The following is a 24,104-nucleotide window of genomic DNA, read 5'->3' on the forward strand; positions in this document are numbered from 1 at the left end:
AGCCGCGCCGTCACTTCGGCTTGGCGGAGGCCGTGGACTCGTTGGTGGACAGCGCGGCGACGAACGCCTCCTGGGGGACCTCGACGCGGCCGACCATCTTCATCCGCTTCTTGCCCTCCTTCTGCTTCTCCAGCAGCTTCCGCTTGCGGGTGATGTCACCGCCGTAGCACTTGGCGAGGACGTCCTTGCGGATGGCGCGCACCGTCTCGCGGGCGATCACCCGGGAGCCGACGGCGGCCTGGATGGGCACCTCGAACTGCTGCCGCGGGATCAGCTCGCGCAGCTTGCCGGCCATCATCACGCCGTAGCTGTAGGCCTTGTCCTTGTGCACGATCGCGCTGAACGCGTCGACGGCCTCACCCTGCAGCAGGATGTCCACCTTGACCAGCGCGGACTCCTGCTCGCCGGCTTCCTGGTAGTCGAGCGAGGCGTAGCCGCGGGTGCGGGACTTCAGCGCGTCGAAGAAGTCGAAGATGATTTCGCCGAGGGGCAGCGTGTAGCGGAGCTCGACGCGGGACTCGCTCAGGTAGTCCATCCCGCCGAGCTGGCCGCGACGGCCCTGGCAGAGCTCCATGATCGCGCCGGTGTAGTCGCTGGGCGCGATGACCGTGGCGTTGACGATCGGCTCGAAGACGCGGTCGATCTTGCCCTCGGGCCAGTCGCTCGGGTTGGTCACCGTGTGCTCGGTGCCGTCCTCCATGATCACCCGGTAGACGACGTTCGGCGCCGTCGAGATCAGGCTGATGCCCGCCTCGCGCTCCAGCCGCTCGCGGACGATCTCCAGGTGCAGCAGCCCGAGGAAGCCGACGCGGAAGCCGAAGCCCAGCGCCGCCGAGGTCTCCGGCTCGTAGACCAGCGCGGCGTCGTTGAGCAGCAGCTTGTCCAGCGCCTCGCGCAGCAGCGGGTACTCGCTGCCGTCGATCGGGTAGAGGCCGGAGTAGACCATCGGCTTGGGGTCGCGGTAGCCGCCGATGGACTCCGCCGCCGGCTTGCTCGACAGCGTGACCGTGTCGCCGACGCGGGACTGGCGGACGTCCTTCACCCCGGTGATGAAGTAGCCGACCTCGCCGACGCCCAGGGAGCCGACCGGCTTGGGCTCGGGCGAGATGACGCCGATCTCCAGCAGCTCGTGCGTGGCGCCGGTGGACATCATCTTGATCTTCTCGCGGGCCGAGATGCGCCCGTCGACCACGCGCACGTAGGTGATGACGCCGCGGTAGATGTCGTAGACCGAGTCGAAGATCATCGCCCGGGCCGGCCCCTCGGCCACGCCCGTCGGAGCGGGGATGTCGGTGACGATCCGGTCGAGCAGCTCGGGCACGCCCACCCCGGTCTTGCCGCTGACCCGCATGACGTCGTCGGGGTCGCAGCCGATGATGTGCGCGATCTCCGCGGCGTACTTCTCCGGCTGGGCGGCCGGCAGGTCGATCTTGTTGAGGACCGGGATGATCGTGAGGTCGTTCTCCAGCGCCAGGTACAGGTTCGCCAGCGTCTGGGCCTCGATGCCTTGCGCGGCGTCGACCAGCAGCACGGCGCCCTCGCAGGCGGCCAGCGACCGGGACACCTCGTAGGTGAAGTCCACGTGGCCCGGGGTGTCGATCATGTCGAGCACGAACTCGGTGCTGGTGTCCTCGCCGGTCCGCGGCGTCCACGGCAGGCGGACGTTCTGCGCCTTGATGGTGATGCCGCGCTCGCGCTCGATGTCCATGCGGTCGAGGTACTGGGCGCGCATGTTCCGGCCCTCGACGATTCCGGTGACTTCCAGCATCCGGTCGGCCAGCGTCGACTTGCCGTGGTCGATGTGGGCGATGATGCAGAAGTTCCGGATGCGGGCCGGATCGGTGGCAGCAGGAGTCGTCACAGTGCCGCCATCGTCCCACGTCCCGCCCCCGGGCCGAAGGCGGGCGCGTCGCCGGGTGCGTCCGGGGTGTGCCCGACGTCCCCGGACGGCGGGTTGGGGCCGGCGCCGGGACGCTGGTATCTTTGCAGGCCGGTCCTGTGGCGCAAGCCCGGACGCACTGTCAGAAGTACTCCCTCCTGTCGAGACACCGAGGCTCACGCGTGGCGAACATCAAGTCCCAGTTGAAGCGGATCAAGACCAACGAGAAGGCGCGTCAGCGCAACGTCGCGGTCAAGTCCGCCCTGAAGACGGCCGTCCGGCGCGTCCGCAGCGCCGCCGAGGCCGGGGACGCCGCTGCCGCGGGCGCCGCCTACCAGGCCGCTGCCAAGCAGCTGGACAAGGCCGCCAGCAAGGGCGTCATCCACAAGAACCAGGCCGCCAACCGCAAGTCGGGGCTGGCCAAGCAGGTCGCCGGCCTCTGAGCCGGTGATGCCGCGCCGTCGGCGCGGTCCCGAACGAGCCCCTGTCCCGCCGGGACGGGGGCTCGTCGCATTTCCTGCAGCCAGGGCGCGACACGCCGGCCGCCGGGACCCGCCCGTCGTTCAGCGACCGGTGCGGGCCGGCCGGCCGCGGCCGGTCTCGGCGCGGATCGTGACGATCCGCCGGATGGCCCGCTCGAGCGCGTAGTCCGCGCTGGCGGCGACCCCCTTGACGTCGGCGTTGAGGTCGGCAGCCACGCCGAGCGCCAGCTGCAGGCCCTCGATGCTCCAGCCGCGCGCCTGAGCCTGCGCCTTCTTCACCTTCCAGGGCGGCATCTTCAGCGTGCGGGCGAGGTCCCCGGGGTTGGTCGAGCTCAGCGAGGCCACCCGGGCGGCGGTGCGCACGCCGTCGGCGATCGCATCGGCGATCAGGACGTGCGCGACCCCGCGGTCCAGCGCCCAGCGCAGCATCTCGATCGAGCCCGCCCGGTCGCCGGTCAGCACCCGCTCGGCGACGGTGAAGCCGGTGACCTCCGCCTGCCCGCGGTGGAACCGGGCGACGTCGTCGGCGTCGATGCTGCCGCCGAAGTCGGAGACGAGCTGGCTCGCGGCGGCCGACAGGGAGCGCAGGTCGGCGCCGATGGCGTCGACCAGCGCGGTGACCGCCTCGGGGGCGATGCGCCCGCCCAGCCGGCGCACCTCGTTGCGCACGAACGCGATGCGGTCGCCGACGGAGCTGACCTTCGGGCACTCGTCGACCGCCGCGCCGGCGGCCTTGAAGGCCTTGACGAGCGCCTCGTTGCGCTTGCCCCCGGAGTGGACGATGACCAGCGTCAGGTCGGGGTCCGGGTCCTTGGCGTAGGCGGTGAGCGAGTCGGCAAGCGCGCCGGCCGACTCGTGCACCCCGGTGACCACCACCATCCGGTGCCCGCCGAACAGCGACGGTGCCAGCACGTCGGCCAGCTGCCCCACCGGCAGCCCGAGAGCGGCCAGCTCGTGCAGCTCCGCGTCGGGGTGGCGACCGAGGACGGCCGTGCGCACGGCGCCGACGGCACGTGAGCGGAGCAGCTCCTCCTCGCCGATCACCACCCGCAGGCGCGACGTGGGCTCGACGGCAGCGGCAGGCACGCCTGCATGGTGCCACGCGCGGCCGACGGTTCCCGCCGCCCGTCCGGGACCCGGCGGGCGCCGCCGGGGCGGTCGGTCCCGCCGCCCCGGCGGGGGCACCGGCCTCCTTGCCGCGGGCCGCGACGCCCCACTCCCCCGCCCGGCCCACCACCGCCAGGTCACCGTCCCGGTCGGTGCGGTGCACCCGCATGCCGGCCTCGGCCAGCCAGCGGAGCAGCCGGGGCGCCGGATGCCCGTAGGTGTTGTCCGCCGCCACCGAGATCAGCGCGGTGCCGGCCCCGGTCGCGGCGAGGAAGGCCGGGTCGGCGTCCCCGCTGCCGTGGTGCGGCACCTTGAGCACGTCGGCGCGCAGGTCGACCCCCTCGCGCAGCAGCCGGGTCTCGGCCTCGGCACCCAGGTCCCCGGTGAGCAGCAGCCGCAGGCCTCCTGGCGCGGTCACCCGGACGACCAGCGACAGGTCGTTGGCCTCGGCCCCTGCGGTGGCCCGTCGCGGGTCGGGTGCGAGCACCTCCAGCTCGACGCCGCCGAGGGTGCGGTGGTCGCCCGGGACGAGGACCACGCGGGTGCCCCCGGCGCGCCGCACCAGCGCGTCGACCGCCGTGGCCCGCGCGTCGGCCGGCGACAGCGTGCCGGTGGCCACCACCCCGACGGTGCGGCCGTGCACCGCACCCGCCAGGCCGCCCACGTGGTCGGCGTCCAGGTGCGAGAGCAGGACGAGGGGCAGCTCGTCGATGCCCAGCCGGTCCAGGCAGCGGTCGACCGGGACGACCTCCGGCCCGGCGTCGACCAGCACACCCTGCCCGGCGCCCAGCGGGAGCACCAGCGCGTCCCCCTGGCCCACGTCGCAGGCGACGAGCACCGCGTCGGCCGGCGGCCAGCCGTCCAGCTGCTGGCGCAGCGGCCAGCCCACGACGACGACCCCGACGAGCGCCGCCAGCCCGAGGGGGCGCAGCCGGGGGAACCGCCACAGCGCCCATACCGCGGCCAGCAGCAGCGCGGTGAGGGCGAGCGCGCCGACCGTCCCGGCCGGCCAGCCGGCGACCGCGTCCGGCGCTCCCGCGGCGCGCTCGGCGACGACGACGATCCAGCGCACCGGCCAGCCGGCGAGGTGGACGAGGAGGTCCCCGAGCCAGGGGGCGGCCAGGCCGGCCGGTGCCGCCAGCAGCCCGAGGACGGTCGCCGGGGGCACGGCGGGGGCGGCCAGCAGGTTCGCCGGCACGGACACCAGGCTCACCGTCCCGGTCAGCCCGGCGAGGAGCGGGGCGGTGGCGAGGCCGGCGGCCACACTGACGGCGACGGCGTCGGCCGCCAGCGCCGGCCAGCCGCGCCGGCGCAGCCGCCGGGCCCAGGCCGGGGCGAGCAGCACGATCGCCCCGGTCGCGACGACCGACAGCGCGAAGCCCGGGTCGCGCGCCAGCCGGGGCTCCGCCACGAGGAGCACGGTCACCGCCGCACCGAGGGCCGGCAGGGCCGCCCGCGGCCGTCCCGAGGCGAGGGCGACCAGCGTCACGGCCCCCATGGCCGCGGCCCGCAGCACGCTCGCGCTCGGCCGGGCCAGGACGACGAAGCCGACCAGCGCGAGCAGCGCGACCAGGGCCTGCACCCGCCGGTCGACGGCGCGGCGCCGCAACGGCCGGAGGACGCCGGCGATCAGGATCGCGACGTTGGCCCCCGAGACGGCGGTGAGGTGGGCCAGCCCGGCCGCGCGGAACTCCTCCTCGAGCAGGGGATCCATGGCGCGGGTGTCGCCGACCACCAGGCCGGGCAGCAATCCACCGACCCGCTCCCCCAGCAGCCGCGTGGAGGCGGCGACCAGGGACTCCCGCAGCGCGCCCGCCACCCGCTGGCCCGCTCCCGGCGGCGCCAGGCGCTCCGGTGGCCCGCGCGCCGACAGCACCGCGACGACGTCCCGGCCCGGCTCCGGCAGCGCGAGCCCCGCCCGCACGCGGAGCTCCTGGCCCGGGAGCAGGCTCCTCCAGCCCTCGGCCGGCGCGAAGACCAGGACGGCGTCGTGCAGCCGGTGGACCCCGGCGCCGTCGGCGTACCCGGTGGCGCGGGCGTCGAGGACCACCCGCGGGGCGCCCGGCCCGGCCAGGAGCCGTGGGTCGCTGCGCACGGTCAGCACCACCTCCGCCGTCCCGCCGGCCGTGGCCGCCGCCCGCAGCGGTGAGGCGTCGCGGGCGGCTCCCCGCGCCGCCGCGACGACGGAGGCGGCCGCGATCCCGGCCAGGACGACCAGCACCACGGCGGCCCGGTGGCCGCGAGCACGGGCGAGCACCGCCGCCGCGGCCAGAGCGGTGCCCGCCAGGGCGAGGAGGACCGGCGGTGCGAGGAAGGGAGCGGCCAGGCCCACCGCCCAGACCGCCCCGGCGAGCGGCCACAGCCGCAGGTCCAGCCACCGCCACCGGTCGGGCGGCGGATCCGGCGCCCGACGGGCCGCCCGGCGCGGTGCGCCGCTCACACGCCCACCAGCTCGGCCAGCTCCGCGGCGGTGGTCGGGCCGATACCCGGGACGTCGTCCAGTTCCTCGACGCTGCGGAAGCCGCCGGTGCGGGCGCGGTGGTCGACGATCCGCTGGGCGAGGACCGGTCCGATGCCCGGTAGCGCGTCGAGCTCGCTGACCCCGGCCGTGTTGAGGTCGACCCGGCCGCCACCGGTCCCGGCGGGAGCACCGCCGGCCGGGGCGCCGTCCGGGACCGCCCCGGGCACGCCCACGGCGACCTGCTGCCCGTCGGTCAGCGGAGCGGCCAGGTTCACCGAGGCGGGGTCGGCATCGGGCAGCATGCCGCCGGCCGCGGCGACCGCGTCGGCCACCCGGGCCCCGGAGGCCAGCGTGACCAGGCCCGGGCGCGCCACCTGGCCCACCACGGAGACCACCACCGTGGCGGCCGTCCCCGAGGGGGTCCCGGGCGCCGTGCCCTCCTCCCCGGCCGCGTCACCGGGTGGCGTGGAGAGGGACGCCGGGCTGCCGGGCGTGGTCGGTACCGCCGCGGCTGCCGGCTCCACCCGGGGCCGTTCCCACCACGTCCAGCCGAGCACCAGGAGCACCGCCGCCAGGGCGGCCGCCCAGATCGCCCGGGTGCCCGGCCGGCCGGGATGCCAGCGCACCGTCGTGCCGGGTGCCCGGTGCCGGCCGACACCCTCCGGCCGTTCCGCGTCGCCCCCGGCCTCGATCGGCACGGTCACCCGGTCGTCGGCCGGCGCCGACCATCCGGCTCCGTCCCCGTCGTCGTCGGGCAGCCAGCCGCCCGCGGACGTGCGCGGCTCCGCCAGGACGGCCCGCAGGCGGGCGCGGATGACGTCGGCGTCGTCGTCGCGGCGGAGGTGGAGGCGCACCCCGGGGACGCTAGGAAGGCCCCCTCCCCGCCGGAGCCCATCCGCCGGATCTGTGGATGCCGCCCCACCCTGTGGACGCCGGACGGCCCTGCGGCCCCTGTCCGGTGCACCCTGTGCCGATGCGTCCAGCCCGCTCCCGCTCAGTGCGTCCGGTCGTCGTCCTCCCCGGGAACGGCTCCCGGCTCGTCCGGGGCCTCGGCGCCGGTGGCGACGACGACGCCGACCGCGCCGGGGCCGACGTGCGCGCCGATCGCCGCGCCCAGTTCGCTCACGTACAGCTCGCGGAGGCGGGGCACCCGCTCGCGGAGCTCGGACACGAGCCGGTCCGCCCGCTCGGCCGCGGCGAGGTGGTGGACGGCGAGGGAGACCTCCCGGTCCCCGGCGTGCTCGACGACGTGCTGCACCAGGCGCCCGAGCGCACGGGCCGAGGTGCGCACCTTCTCCAGCGGCACCACCCGCCCGTCCACGACGTGCAGCACCGGCTTCACCGCGAGCGCCGACCCGAGCACCGCGGCCGCGGAGCCGATCCGGCCGCCGCGGCGCAGGTGCTCGAGGGTGTCGACGACGAACAGCGTGCGGGTGCGCGCCGCGGCCTCCCGGGCGATCCGGGCCACCTCGTCGCGCTCCGCCCCCGCCGCGGCCGCGCGGGCGGCCTCGAGGACGGCGAACCCGGTGCCCATCGCCGCGGAGCGGGAGTCGACGACCGAGACGATGTGCTCGCCCACCTGCGAGGCGGCGACCCGGGCTGCGTCCCAGGTACCGGAGAGCTCCGCGGACAAGTGCACCGACACCAGCCGGTCGGCGCCGGCGTCGAGCGCGGCCCGGTAGGCGGCGAGGAAGTCACCCGGCGTCGGGCGGGAGGTCGAGACCCGCTGCCCTCGCGACGACAGCGCCTTCGCCACGTCCGCGGAGCTGATGTCCTCGCCCTCGCGCCCCGAGCGGCCGGCCAGCACGACGTACAGCGGCACCACGTGGACGCCGTACTCGGCGGCGAGGTCCCGGGGCAGGTAGGCCGTCGAATCGGTGAGGACGGCGACGGGCACCCGGCGAGGCTAGCGGCCGCCGGGGCATGGAGCCGGACCGGAGCCCCTGGCGCCCCGCCGACCCGGCTCAGACGGCGTCGGCGTCCTGCGTCGGTCCGGCGCCGGCGTCCGCCGGGGCACCCGCCGGGCGGTCGGCCCGCAGCCGCTCCGCCGGTGGGACGGCGAGGCCCTCGGGCAGCGGTCCGGCCGAGGAGTTGTGCCGGAGCAGCCGCCACCGGCCGCTCTGGCGGGCCAGCTCGCTCCACGCGCAGTTGCCCAGCGGTCCGAAGACGCGCCGGTGGTCCGGCCCCAGCTCGAGCAGCCGCTCGATCAGCCGGCCGCTCGTGCCGCCGTGGGTCACCACGACCGCCACCTCGACCGGGGGCAGGTCGAGGAGCGCGCCGAGCACCCGCTCGGCCACCGCCGCCGTCTCCTCGCCACCGCGCCCCCGCACCGTGCCGCCGGCCAGCCAGTCGGCGTACTGCTCGGGAAAGCGGCCGGCCACCTCGTCGCGGGTCAGCCCTTCCCAGCTGCCCATGCCGTGCTCGCGCAGCCGGGGGTCCAGCTGCAGCGGCACGTCGAGCAGGTCGGTCAGCGCCCGGGCGGTGTCGGCGGCGCGCACCAGATCACTGGCCACCACCGCGGTGGACCGCCCCGCCAGGCGGGCGGCCGCCACCAGGTGCGGTGCGGCGTGACCGGCCTGCGCCCGCCCGACGTCGTCCAGCGGCGGGTCGAGCTGCCCCTGGAAGCGACCCGCGGCGTTCCACGCGGTCCGGCCGTGCCGCCAGACCAGCAATCGGGTCACCGGCAGCTCGGGCAGGGCCGGCGAGGTCACTGGCCGGCCGTCTCCGCGACGGACGGGGAGCCGGCGTCGGTCGACCCGCCGGGAACGGGAGCGGCGGCGTCGGTGAAGGGGATGGTGGGGCAGTCCTTCCATAGCCGCTCGAGGGCGTAGTAGGCCCGCTCCTCGGCGTGCTGGACGTGCACCACGACGTCGACGAAGTCGAGCAGCACCCACCGCGCCTCGGCGACGCCCTCGCGGCGCACCGGCTTCACGCCGTGCTCCCGGAGCCGTTCCTCGACCTCGTCGACGATGGCCTGGACCTGCCGCTCGTTGGGGGCGGACGCGAGGACGAACGCGTCCGTGATGGCGAGCCGCTCGCTGACGTCGACGATTGACACGTCGACGGCCAGCTTGTCCGCAGCCGCCTGGGCGGCCAGCAGAGCGGTCTCCCGGGCCTCGGGCGAGGCGGTCATCGGGGCACCTCCTGGAGGTGGGAAGTCGTGGATTCAGCAGGAGCGCCGTCGCGGGGCAGGGTGTTCCCCGTCGCGGCGGGGGGTGGGCGGTCGTAGGTGGGCCGGTCCCCGGCGGGGCGGCCGTCGCCGACCTCCCCCGGAGCGGAACGCGGCGCGTCCCGGTAGAGACCGCGCTTCTCGATGTACTGCACGACGCCGTCGGGCACGAGGTACCAGACGGGCATCCCCCGGCCCACGCGCGCCCGGCAGTCGCTCGAGCTGATGGCCAGCGCCGGGATCTCGACCAGGCTCACGCCACCCTCGGGCAGGTGCGAGTCGCCCAGCGGGTAGCCCGGGCGGGTCACCCCGATGAAGTGCGCCAGCTCGAAGCACCGGGCGCCGTCGCGCCAGGTCATGATCTGGGCCAGCGCGTCGGCACCGGTGATGAAGAACAGCTCCGCGCCGGGCCGCTGGGCCTGCAGGTCGGTGAGCGTGTCGAAGGTGTACGTGGGACCGCCCCGGTCGATGTCGACCCGGCTGACGGAGAAGCGCGGGTTCGACGCGGTGGCGATGACCGTCATCAGGTACCGGTCCTCGGCCGGGCTGACCGACTGGTCGCTCTTCTGCCACGGCTCACCGGTCGGCACGAAGACGACCTCGTCGAGCCCGAACAGGCCGGCGACCTCGCTGGCGGCGACCAGGTGGCCGTGGTGGATGGGGTCGAACGTCCCGCCCATCACGCCCACTCGTCGTCCTGCCACCGGCCGAGCGTAACCGGGGGCCACCGGGGGCGGCCCCGCGAGGACCGGCCCCGGCCCCCGCGGCACCGTCCGACCGGGCCGTCGGCCGGGCGGGCGCAGCCGTGCGCCCGGCTGGCCCGTGGGTCCCGTACCGACTCGTCGACGTGTCGACCTGCCGGTAGGTCGACACGTCGGCACGTCTACCGGTGGCAGCTCAGAGCGTGGTGACGAAGTCCGCCAGCTGGGCGGCGTTGCGGCACTCGACCATGTCGATGACCTCGCCGTAGCGGTCGGCCGCGGAGTCGCCGCTGCCCCAGAGCCGGCGCGGTTCCGGGTTCAGCCAGTGCGCCGACCGGGCCTTCGAGACGAGGCCGGCCAGCACCGGGACCCCCGGCTGCCGGTAGTTGGTCCGCCCGTCGCCGAGCACGAGCAGCGACGTCTTCGGGCCGATGGCCGAGGCCCAGCGGTCGGCGAAGACCTCGAGCGCAGTGCCGTAGTCGCTGTGCCCGTCGAAGCCGACCACCTGCGCCTCGCGGCCGATCCGGGCGATGGCGTCGGCGACGTCCACCCCGGGCCGGAAGAACCGGGTCACCTCGTCGGTGGAGTCGACGAACGCGAAGGCCCGCACGCCGGTGAAGTGCTCGCGCAACGCCTGGGTGAGCATCAGCGTGAAGTGGCTGAACCCGGCCACCGAGCCGCTGACGTCGCAGAGCACCACGAGCTCGGGCTTGTGCACCTTGCGCGGCCGGTGGTGGGTGACCACCGGGACACCGCCGGTGCCGAGCGAGGCCCGCACGGTCTTGCGGAAGTCCAGCCGGCCCTGGCGCCCCATCTTCCGGCGGGCGGAGAGCCGGACGGCCAGCCGGCGGGCCAGCGGCGCGACCGCCCGGCGCAGCTCGGCCAGGTCGGCGGCCTGGGCACGCAGGAAGTCCACCTGGTCGGCGAGCGGGCGCACCGCGTTCTTGGCGACGCGGTCACGCCCCTTCTCCGCCGCCGTCCGCCGCCGCACCTCCGCCTCGACCGCGGCGCGGAAGGCCGCCAGGCGGTCGCGGACGGTCTGCCGGGCGACCTGCTCGGCCAGCCCGCCGCGGCCGGAGTCGCCGAGCAGCCCGGCGAGCAGCTGCGCCACCAGCGTGTCCGGTGACAGCGCCCGCATGACCCGGTAGCTGAAGTACGACTGCCCCGAAGGGGTCGGCTGCCCCTGCCCGAGGAGGTCGACGGCGTCGCGGGCGAACCGGCGCAGCGTCTCGGGGTCGCCGTCCTGCAGCAGCCGGAGCAGCTCGGCCCGCATCTGCGCGGCCAGGTCGGCGTCGTCGGGGACGTCCAGGGTGGACTGCCCCGGCTCCCCCGTGCCGTCGCCGTCCTCCGGGTCGGCGGCCGGGCGGTCACCGAGCGGCCACCACAGGTCGAACAGGACGTCGTAGGTCGGACGCTGGGCGGCCCGCTGCAGCAGCACCGCGGCGAGCCCGTGGCGCAGCTGCTCGCGGTCGAGCAGGTCGACGACGGTGAGGATCTCCGCCGCATCGACCGCCTGGCTGATGCCCACCGGGATGCCGGCCTCGCGGACCGCCCGGACGAACCCGTCCAGGTGGCCGGCCAGCCCGCCGGAGCGCCCGCCGGGAACCACCCGCGCCTCCATCAGTTCAGCCGCAGCTCGGCCGCGGCGCGGGTCTGGTCGCTGGCGTGCTTGAGCACCACCCCGAGGGTCGACGCCATCGCCGGCTCGTCGAGGGTGTCCAGGCCGAGCTCGAGCAGCGTCTGCGCCCAGTCGAGGGTCTCCGAGATCGACGGCGACTTCTTCAGCTCCAGCCCGCGCAGCGCCCGCACCGTGCGGACCAGCTGGTCGGCCAGCCCCGGGGCGAGGTCGGGCACGCGCGAGAGCACGATCTCCCGCTCCCGCTCGGCGCTCGGGTAGTCCAGCGCCAGGTAGAGGCAGCGCCGCTTGAGCGCCTCGGACAGCTCTCGGGTGGCGTTGGAGGTGAGGACGACGATCGGCCGGCGGGTCGCGGTGATCGTGCCGAGCTCCGGGATGGTGACCTGGAAGTCGCTCAGCACCTCCAGCAGCAGGCCCTCCACCTCGACGTCGGCCTTGTCGGTCTCGTCGATGAGCAGCACGGTGGGCTCGGTGCGGCGGATCGCGGTCAGCAGCGGCCGGGAGAGCAGGAACTCCTCGCCGAAGATGTCGTCGTGGACGGTGTCCCAGTCCGCGCCGCCCTCGGCCTGCGAGGCCTGGATGCGCAGCAGCTGCTTCTTGTAGTTCCACTCGTACAGCGCGCGGGCCTCGTCCAGGCCCTCGTAGCACTGCAGCCGGATCAGCTCCGACCCGGTGGCCGCCGCCAGCGCCTTGGCCAGCTCGGTCTTCCCGGTGCCGGCCGGGCCCTCCACCAGCAGCGGCTTGCCGAGGCGGTCGGCGAGGAACACCGTCGTCGCGATCTGCGCGTCGGGCAGGTAGCCGGCGGTCGACAGCCGCTTGCTGACGTCCGCGACCGACGAGAAGTTCGGGGACTGGGACGGCGGGCGGGGCATGCGGCTCCTCGGTGGGGCGGGCGGGGTCAGCGGGTGTGCCCGGACCCCGTCACGACGTAGGTGGTGGAGGTCAGCTCGGGCAGGCCGAGCGGGCCGCGGGCGTGCAGCTTCTGGGTGGAGATGCCGATCTCGGCGCCGAAGCCGAACTCCCCGCCGTCGGTGAACCTGGTGGAGGCGTTGACCAGCACGGCGGCGGCGTCCACCCCATCGGTGAAGTCGGCGATGGCGCGGGCGGAGTCGGCGACGATCGCCTCGGTGTGGCCGGTGCTCCACCGCGCGATGTGGTCGAGGGCCTGCGGCAGGTCGTCGACGATCCGCACCGCCATGTCCATCGACAGGTACTCGGTCGCCCAGTCCTCGTCGGTGGCCGGCACGACCGCGTCGTGGGCGGACCGGGCGGTGTCGTCGCCGTGCAGGGTGACGCCGGCGCCGGCCAGCGCGGCCAGCAGCCGCGGGAGGAAGGGCACGTCCTTGTGCACCAGCAGCGTCTCGGCGGAGTTGCAGACGCTCACCCGGTGGGTCTTGGAGTTGAGCACGACCGCCTCGGCGATCGCCGGATCCGCGGACGCGTCCACGTAGACGTGGCAGTTGCCCTCGCCCGTCTCGATGACCGGCACCCGGGACTCGCGCACGACCCGCTGGATCAGCGAGGCCCCACCGCGCGGGATCACCACGTCGACGTGCCCGCGGGCGCTCAGCAGCTCCCCCACCGAAGCCCGGTCGGCGGGCAGCAGCTCGACGAACCCGGCCGGCAGGCCGGCCTTCTCGCCGGCGTCGGTGAGGACGGCGATCAGCGCGGTGTTGGTCCGGAAGGCCGACGCGGAGCCGCGCAGCAGCGCCGCGTTGCCGCTCTTGAGGCAGAGCCCCGCCGCGTCGACGGTGACGTTGGGCCGGGCCTCGTACACGATGCCGACGACGCCGAGCGGCACGCGGACCTGCTTGAGCTCCAGGCCGTTGGCCAGCCGCGAGCCGCGGACGACGTCGCCCACCGGGTCGGGCAGCGCGACCAGCTGGCGCAGCGCGTCGGCGACCCCGGCCACGCGGGCGGGGTCCAGCCGGAGCCGGTCGAGGATCGCCTCGGGCGTGCCGTCGGCCCGTGCGGCGTCGACGTCGGCGGCGTTCGCGGCGAGGATCTCCTCGGTCCGCTCGACCAGCGCCTCGGCCATCGCCGTCAGCGCGGCGTCCTTGGTGTCGGTGGGCAGGGTGCGCAGCACCCGGGCGGCCGACCGCGCACGCAGCGCGGCGGCACCGATCAGCGGCAGGCCGGAGACGTCGGACACGTCCGCGAGGGTACGCGGGGCCTACGACGGAGCACGCCCGTCGGGCTCAGCGGTCGCGCAGGGCCCGCAGCGCCGCCTTCCGCGCGTCGCCGGTGAGCCGGTCGAGGAAGACCTTGCCGTCGAGGTGGTCGACCTCATGCTGCAGGCAGCGGGCCATCAGCCCCTCGCCCTCCAGCCGCAGCGGCTTGCCGTCGACGTCGAAGCCCTCGGCCACGCAGCGCAGGGCCCGGACCGTCGGCGCCCAGATCCCCGGTACCGACAGGCAGCCCTCGTCGCCGTCCTGGATCTCCTCGGACCGCTCGACGATGACGGGGTTGACCATGTGCCCGATGACGCCGTCGATGTTGTACGAGAAGGCGCGCACGTTCACGCCGATCTGCGGCGCGGCGACACCGGCCCGCCCGGGGTGGTCGACGGTGTCCTCGAGGTCGCGGACCAGCGCGGCCAGCCAGCCGTCGAAGGCCCGGACCGGGTCGGAAGGGGTGCGCAGCACGGGATCACCGAGCTCGCGGATGGGGCGGATCGTCACCCGGGCAGTGTCTCAGCCCGGCCACGGCGCTCAGCGCAGGCGTCCGACCAGCACCATCTCGTCGCGGTGCACGACCTCCCGGCGGTGCTCCGGCGGCAGGTCACCGGTCTTGCGGCCCAGGAGGGCGGGCATCTCGCGGGCGTCGTAGGCGACCAGCCCGCGGGCGACGACGACGCCGTCGGGACCGACCAGCTCGACCGGGTCGTCGGCGAGGAACTCCCCGGCGGTCCCGGTGATGCCGGCGGCCAGCAGCGAGGCGTGCCGGTCGCGGAGGGCGACGACCGCGCCCTCGTCGAGGATCAGCCGGCCCCGCGGGCGGCTGGCGTAGCGCAGCCAGAACTGCCGGGCGCTGGGCCGCTTGCCCATCGGGGCGAACAGCGTGCCCACGCGGTTGCCGGCCAGCGCGTCGCCGGCCTGCGGGGTGGAGGTGACGACGACGGGCACGCCGGCGTGCGCGGCGATGAAGGCGGCCTCCACCTTGGTCGCCATCCCCCCGGTGCCCACGCCGTTGCGGGTGGCCGACCCGAGGGTGACCGCCGCGAGGTCGGCGGGGTTTCGCACGGTGTCGACCAGCTGCGCGGGGCCGGTGCGCGGGTCGCCGTCGTAGACGCCGTCGACGTCGGAGAGCAGCACCAGCGCCCCGGCCTGCGCGACGTGCGCGACCAGCGCCGCCAGCCGGTCGTTGTCGCCGAACCGGATCTCGTCGGTGGCGACCGTGTCGTTCTCGTTCACGATCGGCAGCACGCCGAGCGACAGCAGCCGCTCCACCGTCCGGTGGGCGTTGCGGTAGTGGCTGCGGCGGGTCAGGTCGTCGGCGGTGAGCAGCACCTGCCCGACGGTGATCCCGTGCCGGGCGAAGGCGTCGGCGTAGGTCTGCACCAGGCGGAGCTGACCGACGCTGGCCGCCGCCTGGGCGGTGGCGAGGTCGCGCGGGCGCCCGTCCAGCCCCAGCGGCGCGAGGCCGGCGGCGATCGCCCCCGAGGAGACGAGCACGACCTCGCGGCCGGAGGCACGCACCTCGGCCAGCTCGTCGACCAGCGCGGTGAGCCGCTCGACGTCCAGGCCCCCGGGCAGGGTGGTCAGCGACGAGGAGCCGACCTTGACCACGACCCGCCCGGCCGCGGCGATCCCGGGACGGGCGGCGGCGAGGGCGGTCACCGGGAGCCGTCCGCGGGTCCGGTGCGGGCCTCGTCCTCCGCGCCCTGGCCGCCCTCGATGTCCTCGTCGTCGGCCGGGTCGTCGTCGACCGGCAGGTCCTCGAGGTCCTCGTCGGTCCAGCCGCCCTCGGACACCTCGAACGGCACCCGGCGGGCGCGCTTGGCGGCCAGCCGCTCGGAGGCGCCGATCCGCTCGTTGCTCTCCAGCCGGTTGTCGGTGCCGCGGCCGCCCAGGCCGGCGGACTCCTCGACGGTGAGGCTGCCGGCGGGCAGCGTCGGGGACCAGTCGAAGGTGACGTCGCCGATGGTGACGGCGTCGCCCTCGTGCGCACCGGCCTTGGCCAGCTCCACCTCGACGCCGAGCCGGTTGAGCCGGTCGGCGAGGAAGCCCACGGCCTCGTCGTTGGTGAAGTCGGTCTGGCGCACCCAGCGCTCGGGCTTGACGCCGCGCACGACGAAGGCGTCCGCATCGTCGGGGTCGCGCTCGACGGTGAAGCCGCTGTCGTCCACCGCGCGCGGGGTGAGGGTGACCCGCACCGGCTCGGGTGCGGGCAGCGACGCCCGGTGCTCCTCGACGGCGGCGGCCAGCGCGTACCCGAAGGCGGCCAGCCCCTCCCCCGTCGCGGCGCTGACCGCGAACACCTGCAGCCCGCGCTCCTCAAGCGAGGTGCGCACCAGGTCGACCAGCTCCCGGCCGTCGGGGACGTCGATCTTGTTCAGCACGGCGATCCGCAGCCGGCCGACCAGGTCCAGCTCGTCGCCGCCGTACTCGGCGAGCTCGTGCTCCAGCGCCTCGATGTCGGTCTCGGGGTCGCGGCCGGGCTCCATCGTCGCCATGTCGACGACGTGCACCAGCACGGCGCACCGCTCCACGTGGCGGAGGAACTGCAGGCCGAGGCCCTTGCCGGTGGACGCACCGGGGATGAGCCCGGGGACGTCGGCCATCGTGTAGACCGTGTCGCCCGAGCGGATCACGCCCAGGTTGGGCACCAGCGTGGTGAACGGGTAGTCGGCGATCTTCGGCCGGGCCGCGGACATCGCCGCGACCAGCGAGGACTTGCCGGCCGACGGGTACCCGACCAGGCCGACGTCGGCGATGCTCTTGAGCTCGAGCACGGCGTCGAAGGCCTCGCCCGGCTCGCCGAGCAGCGCGAAGCCGGGGGCCTTGCGGCGGGCGTTGGCCAGCGCGGCGTTGCCCAGCCCGCCCTTGCCCCCGTGGGCGAGGACGACGCGGGTGCCGGCGCCGACGAGGTCGGCGATGACCCGGCCGTCGGGGGTGCTCACGACGGTGCCCTCGGGCACCCGGAGCACGCGCTCCTCCCCGCGGGCACCGTGCCGGTTGCTGCCCGCGCCGGGGCGGCCGTTGGCCGCCTTCTGGTGCGGCCGGTGGTGGAAGTCGAGCAGGGTGTGCACGTTGGGGTCGACCTCGAGGACGACGTCGCCGCCGTCCCCGCCGTTGCCCCCGTCGGGCCCACCGAGCGGCTTGTACTTCTCGCGGTGCACCGAGGACACGCCGTGCCCGCCGTTACCGGCGGCGACGTGGACGGTGACGCGGTCGACGAAAGCGGCCATGTGATCCGAGCGGACCGGGGTCCGCGCCGCCTCCTACCTACCTGTCAAGCGCCACGAGCGCACGGGCCGGTCGGCCCGTGCGCTCGTGAGCGGAACTGCTACTGGGGATCAGACCTCGACCGCGGTGATGGAGACGGTCTTGCGTCCCCGCCGCGTGCCGAAGGTGACCGAGCCGGGCGCGAGCGCGAACAGCGTGTCGTCGCCGCCGCGGCCGACGCCGAGGCCCGGGTGGAAGTGGGTCCCGCGCTGGCGGACGATGATCTCGCCGGCCTTCACGACCTGTCCACCGAAGCGCTTGACGCCGAGGCGCTGCGCGTTCGAGTCGCGGCCGTTGCGGGAGGACGAGGCGCCCTTCTTGTGTGCCATGTCGGCGTCAGCCCTTCGAGATGTCGCGGACCACGACGCTGGTCAGGGGCTGACGGTGCCCCTGCCGCTTGTGGTACCCGGTCTTGTTCTTGAACTTGTGGATGTGGATCTTCGGACCCTTGCCGTGCTCGACGATCTCACCGGTCACGGTCACCTTGGCCAGCGCCGCCGCGTCGCTGGTGACGGTGTCCCCGTCGACCAGCAGGATGGCCGGGAGGGCGACCGAGTCGCCCGCCGCACCCTGCAGGCGGTTGATCGTGAACGTGTCGCCCACGGCCACCTTGTGCTGGCTGCCACCGGCCTTCACCACTGCGTACACCACTGACTCCTCGTTCGCTTCTTCACGTCAAGCTCTGTGTCCGGCGCGCACGACCGGAACGGGCGCCGGGTGCTTGGACGAGTTGCCCACACCCTCCCGGCGGCACCCGGAGGCGCCTGCGCGGTGGCGCAGCAACCCGTCCAGCGTACCCGAGGTCGGTCGACGGGTCGACGTGCCCCCGGGCACCCCCTCCCCGCACGGCGGGGAGGGGGGTCGGTCCTCAGGCGGGCGGGCCCGCCGGGCGGCTGGCGGCCCGGCGGCGGCGCGGCCGGGACGGAGCCGCGGGCGGCTCCCCGTCGCCCGCCGACGGGTCCGCGGGCGGCTGCCCGTCGGCCTGCGCCCCGGAGTCGGCGGCGTGCGCCACCCCACCGGGGACGACGTCGGCGGCCGTCGTGGCCGGGGTGATCGGCATCGCGTCCTGCTCCGGCGCCTCGACCGCGCCGACCTCGCCGGCCGGCAGCACGTCGTCGAAGTCGAGCTCCGCCGTCGGCACCGGGACCGGCGCGGTCTCGGGCAGCGGCTGGACCATCGTGACCGGCGGGTCGAGCCGCTGCGCGGGCGTCATCGCCGCGGCCTCGTCCGTCCCGGCCGGGGCCTCCGGCTCGGTCTCCGACGACCCGGGCTCCGACGACGCGGCAGCCGCCACCGGGGCGATGTCCTCCACCGTCTCGGCCGAGCCGTCCGCCACCGGCTCCCCCGCGGGCGCGTCCTCGTCGGGGCGGGCGCCGGACAGCACGGCGGCGTCCTCGGCGGCACGCTCCTCGCCGGACTGCCCGCGGTTGCGGCGGCCACGGCCGCGGCGTCCCCCGCTGCGGCCGCCCTCGGTAGCCTCGCCGTTCCCGGCCGGCGCCTCGGCTGCAGCCGGCTGGGCGGTCTCCTCGGCCTCCGCGGCGGGGGCCTCCGGAGCAGGAGCTTCCTTGGCGGGGGCGTCCTTGCCGCCGCCGCGGTTGCGCCCGTTCCCGGAGTCCCGGCCACCGGGATCCTTGCCGCCGCCGCCGCCACCGCCGGAAGCGTTGCCGGGGGCATTGCCGCCCGGGCCGCCGCCCCGGCGCTTCTCGTCCACCGGGTCGAGGTGCACGAGGATCCCGCGCCCGCGGCAGTGCTCGCAGGACTCGGAGAAGACCTCCAGCAGGCCCTGCCCTACGCGCTTGCGGGTCATCTGCACCAGGCCCAGCGAGGTGACCTCGGCGACCTGGTGCTTGGTGCGGTCGCGGCCCAGGCACTCGGTCAGCCGCCGCAGCACGAGGTCGCGGTTGCTCTCCAGCACCATGTCGATGAAGTCGATGACGATGATGCCGCCGATGTCGCGCAGCCGGAGCTGGCGGACGATCTCCTCGGCCGCCTCCATGTTGTTGCGCGTCACGGTCTGCTCGAGGTTGCCGCCCGAGCCGGTGAACTTCCCGGTGTTGACGTCGACCACGGTCATGGCCTCGGTCCGGTCGATCACCAGCGAGCCACCCGAGGGCAGCCACACCTTGCGGTCCAGCGCCTTGGTCAGCTGCTCGTCGATCCGCAGGTCGTGGAAGACGTCGCCCTGGCCGGTGTAGCGGGCGAGCCGCTCGGTGAGCTCGGGGCTGACGTGCGCGACGTAGGCCTCGACGGTGTCCCAGGCGTCGTCGCCCTGGACCACGAGCTCCTTGAAGTCCTCGTTGAAGACGTCGCGGATCACCCGGATGGCCAGGTCCGGCTCGCCGTAGAGCAGCGTCGGCGCGTTCGACGTCGACTCGGACTTCTGCTTGATGACGTCCCACTGCGCCTTCAGCCGGTTGACGTCGCGGGTGAGCTCCTCCTCCGAGGCGCCCTCCGCGGCGGTCCGGATGATCACGCCGGCGTCGTCGGGGACGATCCGCTTGAGGAGGTCCTTGAGCCGCTGCCGCTCGGTGTCGGGGAGCTTGCGGCTGATCCCGGTCATCGAGCCACCGGGCACGTAGACCAGGAAGCGGCCGGGCAGGTTGATCTGCTGGGTCAGCCGGGCGCCCTTGTGGCCGATCGGGTCCTTGGTGACCTGCACCAGGATCTTGTCGCCTGACTTGAACGCCTGCTCGATGGAGCGCTGCTTGCCGGAGAGCCCGGCGGCGTCCCAGTTCACCTCACCGGCGTAGACGACGGCGTTGCGGCCCTTCCCGATGTCGACGAACGCCGCCTCCATGCTGGGCAGCACGTTCTGCACCCGGCCGAGGTAGACGTTGCCGGCGAAGGACGTCGCCTGCGCCTGGGTCACGTAGTGCTCGACGAGGACGTCGTCCTCGAGGACGGCGATCTGGGTCCGCTCGCCGCGCTGCCGGATGACCATCTTCCGGTCGACGGCCTCGCGGCGGGCGAGGAACTCCGACTCGGTCAGGATCGGCTGGCGGCGGCGCCCGGTGTCCCGGCCGTCCCGGCGGCGCTGGCGCTTGGCCTCGAGCCGGGTGGAGCCGGCGATGCCGCGGACGTCGTCGTCGCTGGTGCTGCGGCCGTTGCGGCCGGCCCGCTCCGGGCGGTCGTCGTCGTCGGTGTCGTCGGAGGAGTCCTCGGCACCGGAGCTGCCGCTGCGACGGCGGCGACGGCGGCGACGCCGGGTGCCCGACCCGGTCGAGCCCTCGTCCTCGTTCTCGTCCTCGCTGTCGGACGGTTCGTCGGCGGTGTCGGTGTCCTCGTCGTCGTCGCTCTCGGCGCCGGCGCGCTCGGGCGCGTCCTCGTCGTCGGCGTCGGCGGAGTCCTCGCCGCTGCGGCCACGGCCCCGGCCACGCCGGCCGCGACGGCGACGCCGGCTGGCCGAGGAGCCGTTGCCGTCGCTGTCCTCGCCCGACTCGTCGCTGTCGTCGGTGTCCTCGGTCGGCTCGTCCTCGGCGACGTCCTCGACGGGCGCCGGCTGCTCCTCGGCCGACCGGCGGCGCGAGCGGCTGCGGCGCGAGCGGGGCGCCTCGTCCGTGGTCTCGTCAGCGCTGTCGCGGTCGGCGCTGCGCTCCTCGAGCACCTCGGGGTCGGGCGACTCCGCCGGACGGCGGCTGCGCCGGCGCGGCGCCGGCGGGGCGTCGACGGGCGGGGCCATGAAGCTGATGAAGGCCGGGACCGGGGCCGCGGGTGCGGGGGGCGCGGCCTCGGCCGGATCGGGGGCGGCCGCGCCGGCCGGCCGGGTCGCCCGGCGGCGGGGGCGGGCGACGACGGCGGTGGGCTCCGGGGAGCTGAACTGGGCGCCGAACCGGGAGGCAGCGGACTCCTCGGCCTCGTCGGCGTCCGGCTCGTCGGCCGGTGCCGGCTGCTCGGCGTCCTCGGCCGGCTGCTCGGCGTCCTCGGCCGGCTGCTCGGCGTCCTCGGCCGGCTGCTCGGCGTCCTCGGCGGGCGCCCCCTCGTCGGGGGTGACCGGCATGCCGGTCGCCTCGGCCTCGGCGGGCTGCGGTGTGCCCGCCGGGACCCCGGTTCCCTGGGTCTCGTCGGTCTCGGTGGTCGGGTGGTCGGTGTCAGCCACGAGGGCTCTCGCCTCCTCATGTGCTCCCGGGCGCCAAGTGCTGGCGGCCGCGCAGGAGCACGGGGTTGGGGCGGGGCGGGCTGCCGCGCTGGGTACGGCGGACTGGCTCGCCCTGCGAAGTCTGTGGGCGGCTCCCGCGCGACGGTTGCCGCGGCGGGGAGCCGGACTGCGGTGGTGCCCGCGCCCGGTGACGCCGGACTGCGGTGGTGCGGGTGGTGCGGTGGTCTGCGTCGTCCGGGTCGGGGTGACCTGGAGCGGGTGCGTCACGTCTGGCAGCCGTGTCGCTGCGACGGCGCGGGCCCCGGGAGGCTCCGTCGGTCAGACCGCTGCGTGTTCTCCCGGTACGGGAGCGCGCGCCGCGCGGTCGGGTCCGAGCGGATCGGCCACGGTCCCGGTGTCGTCGAGCCGGCCCTGCGCCTCACGCACGGCCCGGGGGGGCAACGGCGGGCGCAGGTCGGCGACGGCAGCCAGGGCGGCCAACACGTCGTCGGGTCGTACAGCGGGCGTCACCTGCCGGACGACCATGTGCAGTATGGCACAACCTGCCTCTCCGGACGCCGATGCACCGGCCACGGCGGGGCGTGCGTCGATGTCCTTGAGCCCGTTCTTCGTCCGCTTCGCGACGGTGACGACCTCGCTGGCGAGGAACTTCTCCACGGCCGGCTGCAGGTCCGCGAGCGCGACGCCGGGCAGCTCGACCCGCCACACCGAGGTGTCGATCCGCTCGGCCAACGAGCCGGTCCCCTCCTGCGCCTCCACGACCTCCAGGACGGCGACGTCGTCCGGCAGGGCGGCGTCCAAGGCAGCCCGCACCGCGTCGGGGTCGCAGCGGATCGCGACGCCGATCTCCAGGTACTCCGCCTCGCTGGCCGCCCCGGTGGGCGCCGCGCCGATGTAGGAGATCTTCGGGTGCGGGCTGAACCCGGCGGAAAACGCCATGGGCACCTGCGCCCGGCGCAGCGCCCGCTCCAGGGCACGCGCCAGGTCGCGGTGGGAGGCGAACCGGAGCCGGCCCCGCTTGGCGTAGCGGATGCGCAGCTTCTGCACGGTGGGCGGCGGCGGCGGGCCCTCGGGCTGGCGGGCCATCAGACGACGGTGAGCGGGATCAGGCTGCGGCCGGTGGGCCCGATCTGGATCTCGGTGCCCATCGTCGGGCAGACCCCGCAGTCGTAGCAGGGGGTCCACCGGCAGTCGGCGACCTCCTCCTCGGAGAGGGCTTCCTGCCAGTCCTCCCAGAGCCACTCCTTGTCCAGCCCGGAGTCCAGGTGGTCCCAGGGCAGGACCTCGTGCTCGGTGCGCTCCCGGGTGGTGAACCAGTCGAGGTCGACGCCGAACGCGGGGAGCTCCGCGGCGGCCGCCTGGGTCCACCGGTCGTAGGAGAAGTGCTCGCTCCAGCCGTCGAACTTCCCGCCCTCGCGCCAGACCCGCTCGATGACCCGGCCCACGCGGCGGTCGCCGCGGGACAGCAGGCCTTCGATGACGCCCGGCTTGCCGTCGTGGTAGCGCAGGCCGATGGAGCGGCCGATGCGGCGGTCGGCGTTGATCGCCTGCCGCAGCACCCGCAGCCGGTGGTCGATGGTCTCGGCGCTGGCCTGGGCCGCCCACTGGAAGGGGGTGTGCGGCTTGGGCACGAAGCCACCGATGGAGACGGTGCAGCGGATGTCCTTGCGGCCGCTGGCCTCGCGGCCGGCCCGGATCACCTCGACCGCCAGCTCGGCGATCTCCAGAACGTCCTCGTCGGTCTCGGTGGGCAGACCGCACATGAAGTAGAGCTTGACCTGCGTCCAGCCGTTGGCGTAGGCCGTGGTCACCGTGCGGACGAGGTCCTCCTTGGACACCGTCTTGTTGATGACCCGGCGGATGCGCTCGCTGCCGCCCTCGGGGGCGAACGTCAGGCCGCTGCGCCGCCCGTTGCGGGACAGCTCGTTGGCCAGCGTGACGTTGAAGGCGTCGACGCGCGTCGAGGGCAGGCTCAGGCCGGTGTTGGTGCCCTCGTAGCGGTCGGCGAGCTCTTTGGCCAGCTGGCCGATCTCGGAGTGGTCGGCGCTGGAGAGGCTGAGCAGCCCGACCTCCTCGTAGCCGGTCGCCTTGAGGCCGGCGTCGACCATCGATCCGATGCCGGTGATGGTCCGCTCGCGCACCGGGCGGGTGATCATGCCGGCCTGGCAGAAACGGCAGCCGCGGGTGCAGCCGCGGAAGATCTCCACGCTCATCCGCTCGTGCACGCTCTCGGCGAGCGGCACCAGCGGCTGCTTCGGGTAGGGCCACTCGTCGAGGTCCATCACCGTGCGCTTGCCGACCTTCGCCGGGACGTCGTCCCGGGTGCGGGCGACCGCGGCGATGGTGCCGTCGGGACCGTAGGAGACGGCGTAGAAGCGGGGCACGTAGACGCCGTCGACGCGGGCGAGGCGGGCCAGCAGCTCCTCGCGGCCGCCGGGGCGCCCCTGCGCCTTCCACGCCTTGACGACGTCGGTGATGTCGCCGACGGCCTGCTCGCCGTCGCCCAGCACGGCGCAGTCGACGAAGTCGCTGACCGGCTCGGGGTTGAACGCGGCGTGCCCGCCGGCCACGACGACCGGATGGGTCTCGTCGCGGTCGACGGCGTGGATCGGGACGCCGGCGAGGTCGAGGGCCTCGAGCAGGTTGGTGTAGCCGAGCTCGGTGGCGAAGCTGACGCCGAGCAGGTCGAAGTCCCGGACGGCGCGGTGGCCGTCGACGGTGAACTGGCCGACGCCGTGCTCGCGCATGAGCGCGGCGAGGTCGGGCCAGACGGCGTAGGTGCGCTCGGCCAGGGCGTCGGGGCGCTCGTTGAGCACCTCGTACAGGATCATCAGGCCCTGGTTGGGCAGGCCCACCTCGTAGGCGTCGGGGTACATGAGCGCCCAGTGGACGTCCACGGACTCCCACGGCTTCAGCTGGGCGTTGAGCTCACCCCCGACGTACTGGATCGGCTTCTGGATCTGGGCCAGCAGCGGTTCGAGGCGGGGGTACAGAGTCTCACCAGTCATGACCGGTCCAGGGTAGCCGCCCGCACGCCCACCCCATGGTGATCAGGTGACCTGATCACTACGGGTCCTGGCTCAGCTCCGACCGTGAGCCAGGACCACACCAGGTGAGCCAGGACGG

Annotated in this window: 19 protein-coding genes and 1 pseudogene; 1 reads left to right on the plus strand and 19 read right to left on the minus strand. The window is 75.0% G+C overall.

Features of this window, described 5'->3' with window-relative positions:
- Positions 1–10: 10 nt before the first annotated feature.
- Positions 11–1,861: a translation elongation factor 4 gene (gene lepA, locus O2W17_RS02350; protein WP_269190786.1), complete on the minus strand. Its 1,851-nt coding sequence runs from the start codon at positions 1,859–1,861 to the stop codon at positions 11–13.
- A gap of 200 nt (positions 1,862–2,061) precedes the next feature.
- On the opposite strand from lepA, the gene rpsT reads away from it, so the two are divergent.
- Positions 2,062–2,322, plus strand: coding sequence for a 30S ribosomal protein S20 (gene rpsT / locus O2W17_RS02355; RefSeq protein WP_269190787.1), 261 nt, complete (start codon positions 2,062–2,064; stop codon positions 2,320–2,322).
- A gap of 120 nt (positions 2,323–2,442) precedes the next feature.
- Here the strand turns inward: rpsT and holA are convergent, their stop codons facing one another.
- The 18 genes and pseudogenes from holA to O2W17_RS02445 all read right to left on the minus strand — a co-directional run bounded on the left by holA (position 2,443) and on the right by O2W17_RS02445 (position 23,986).
- Positions 2,443–3,447, minus strand: coding sequence for a DNA polymerase III subunit delta (holA, locus tag O2W17_RS02360; RefSeq protein ID WP_269190788.1), 1,005 nt, complete (start codon positions 3,445–3,447; stop codon positions 2,443–2,445).
- 373 nt (positions 3,448–3,820) lie between these two features.
- Positions 3,821–5,908: pseudogene (locus tag O2W17_RS02365) on the minus strand (ComEC/Rec2 family competence protein); the annotation flags it as partial.
- Positions 5,905–6,783 carry a ComEA family DNA-binding protein gene (locus tag O2W17_RS02370; RefSeq protein WP_269190789.1) on the minus strand — a complete coding sequence of 293 codons (879 nt, stop codon included), beginning with the start codon at positions 6,781–6,783 and terminating at the stop codon, positions 5,905–5,907. The gene O2W17_RS02370 and the pseudogene O2W17_RS02365, both read right to left, overlap by 4 nt.
- Before the next feature lie 140 nt (positions 6,784–6,923).
- Positions 6,924–7,826 (minus strand): DegV family protein, encoded by a 903-nt coding sequence (locus O2W17_RS02375; protein ID WP_269190790.1) that lies wholly within the window; start codon positions 7,824–7,826, stop codon positions 6,924–6,926.
- 67 nt (positions 7,827–7,893) lie between these two features.
- A complete protein-coding gene (locus O2W17_RS02380; protein ID WP_269190791.1) occupies positions 7,894–8,640 on the minus strand; it encodes a histidine phosphatase family protein in 747 nt (248 codons plus the stop codon).
- The gene (gene rsfS / locus O2W17_RS02385) at positions 8,637–9,062 is read right to left on the minus strand and encodes a ribosome silencing factor (RefSeq protein WP_269190792.1); all 426 of its coding nucleotides are present in this window, start codon (positions 9,060–9,062) and stop codon (positions 8,637–8,639) included. The genes O2W17_RS02380 and rsfS overlap by 4 nt, the downstream gene beginning before the upstream one ends.
- Positions 9,059–9,802 carry a nicotinate-nucleotide adenylyltransferase gene (gene nadD, locus O2W17_RS02390; RefSeq protein ID WP_269190793.1) on the minus strand — a complete coding sequence of 248 codons (744 nt, stop codon included), beginning with the start codon at positions 9,800–9,802 and terminating at the stop codon, positions 9,059–9,061. Before nadD ends, rsfS begins: the two co-directional genes overlap by 4 nt.
- A gap of 193 nt (positions 9,803–9,995) precedes the next feature.
- A complete protein-coding gene (locus O2W17_RS02395) occupies positions 9,996–11,408 on the minus strand; it encodes a vWA domain-containing protein (protein ID WP_269190794.1) in 1,413 nt (470 codons plus the stop codon).
- 11 nt (positions 11,409–11,419) lie between these two features.
- The gene (locus O2W17_RS02400; protein WP_269190795.1) at positions 11,420–12,307 is read right to left on the minus strand and encodes an AAA family ATPase; all 888 of its coding nucleotides are present in this window, start codon (positions 12,305–12,307) and stop codon (positions 11,420–11,422) included.
- A 26-nt stretch (positions 12,308–12,333) separates the two neighbouring features.
- Positions 12,334–13,587 (minus strand): glutamate-5-semialdehyde dehydrogenase, encoded by a 1,254-nt coding sequence (locus O2W17_RS02405; RefSeq protein WP_269190796.1) that lies wholly within the window; start codon positions 13,585–13,587, stop codon positions 12,334–12,336.
- Positions 13,588–13,633: 46 nt separating this feature from the next.
- Positions 13,634–14,116, minus strand: coding sequence for a peptide deformylase (locus O2W17_RS02410; RefSeq protein WP_269190797.1), 483 nt, complete (start codon positions 14,114–14,116; stop codon positions 13,634–13,636).
- A gap of 30 nt (positions 14,117–14,146) precedes the next feature.
- Positions 14,147–15,274 carry a glutamate 5-kinase gene (gene proB, locus O2W17_RS02415; RefSeq protein ID WP_269190798.1) on the minus strand — a complete coding sequence of 376 codons (1,128 nt, stop codon included), beginning with the start codon at positions 15,272–15,274 and terminating at the stop codon, positions 14,147–14,149.
- Positions 15,271–16,845, minus strand: coding sequence for a GTPase ObgE (gene obgE / locus O2W17_RS02420; protein ID WP_269190799.1), 1,575 nt, complete (start codon positions 16,843–16,845; stop codon positions 15,271–15,273). Before obgE ends, proB begins: the two co-directional genes overlap by 4 nt.
- Positions 16,846–16,953: 108 nt before the next feature.
- Positions 16,954–17,211 (minus strand): 50S ribosomal protein L27, encoded by a 258-nt coding sequence (rpmA, locus tag O2W17_RS02425; RefSeq protein WP_269190800.1) that lies wholly within the window; start codon positions 17,209–17,211, stop codon positions 16,954–16,956.
- Between the two features lie 7 nt (positions 17,212–17,218).
- Positions 17,219–17,530 (minus strand): 50S ribosomal protein L21, encoded by a 312-nt coding sequence (rplU, locus tag O2W17_RS02430; RefSeq protein ID WP_135129918.1) that lies wholly within the window; start codon positions 17,528–17,530, stop codon positions 17,219–17,221.
- A 220-nt stretch (positions 17,531–17,750) separates the two neighbouring features.
- Positions 17,751–20,978 carry an Rne/Rng family ribonuclease gene (locus O2W17_RS02435; protein ID WP_269190801.1) on the minus strand — a complete coding sequence of 1,076 codons (3,228 nt, stop codon included), beginning with the start codon at positions 20,976–20,978 and terminating at the stop codon, positions 17,751–17,753.
- Between the two features lie 318 nt (positions 20,979–21,296).
- Complete coding sequence (locus tag O2W17_RS02440; protein ID WP_269190802.1) at positions 21,297–22,064, minus strand: TIGR03936 family radical SAM-associated protein; 768 nt, start codon at positions 22,062–22,064, stop codon at positions 21,297–21,299.
- Positions 22,064–23,986, minus strand: a complete 1,923-nt coding sequence (locus tag O2W17_RS02445) for a TIGR03960 family B12-binding radical SAM protein (RefSeq protein WP_269190803.1) — start codon at positions 23,984–23,986, stop codon at positions 22,064–22,066. Before O2W17_RS02445 ends, O2W17_RS02440 begins: the two co-directional genes overlap by 1 nt.
- Between the last annotated feature and the right edge of the window lie 118 nt (positions 23,987–24,104).

Origin of the sequence: Blastococcus sp. VKM Ac-2987, from assembly GCF_026967805.1 — a bacterium.
In the GTDB taxonomy this organism is placed as follows: Bacteria; Actinomycetota; Actinomycetes; order Mycobacteriales; family Geodermatophilaceae; genus Blastococcus.

Excerpts from the sequence above, each read along its gene's own strand:
- rsfS (WP_269190792.1), bottom strand. The coding sequence starts at position 9,062 with ATGACCGCCTCGCCCGAGGCCCGGGAGACCGCTCTGCTGGCCGCCCAG.
- O2W17_RS02400 (WP_269190795.1), bottom strand. The coding sequence starts at position 12,307 with ATGCCCCGCCCGCCGTCCCAGTCCCCGAACTTCTCGTCGGTCGCGGAC.
- obgE (WP_269190799.1), bottom strand. The coding sequence starts at position 16,845 with ATGGCCGCTTTCGTCGACCGCGTCACCGTCCACGTCGCCGCCGGTAAC.
- rpmA (WP_269190800.1), bottom strand. The coding sequence starts at position 17,211 with ATGGCACACAAGAAGGGCGCCTCGTCCTCCCGCAACGGCCGCGACTCG.
- O2W17_RS02440 (WP_269190802.1), bottom strand. The coding sequence starts at position 22,064 with ATGGCCCGCCAGCCCGAGGGCCCGCCGCCGCCGCCCACCGTGCAGAAG.
- O2W17_RS02445 (WP_269190803.1), bottom strand. The coding sequence starts at position 23,986 with ATGACTGGTGAGACTCTGTACCCCCGCCTCGAACCGCTGCTGGCCCAG.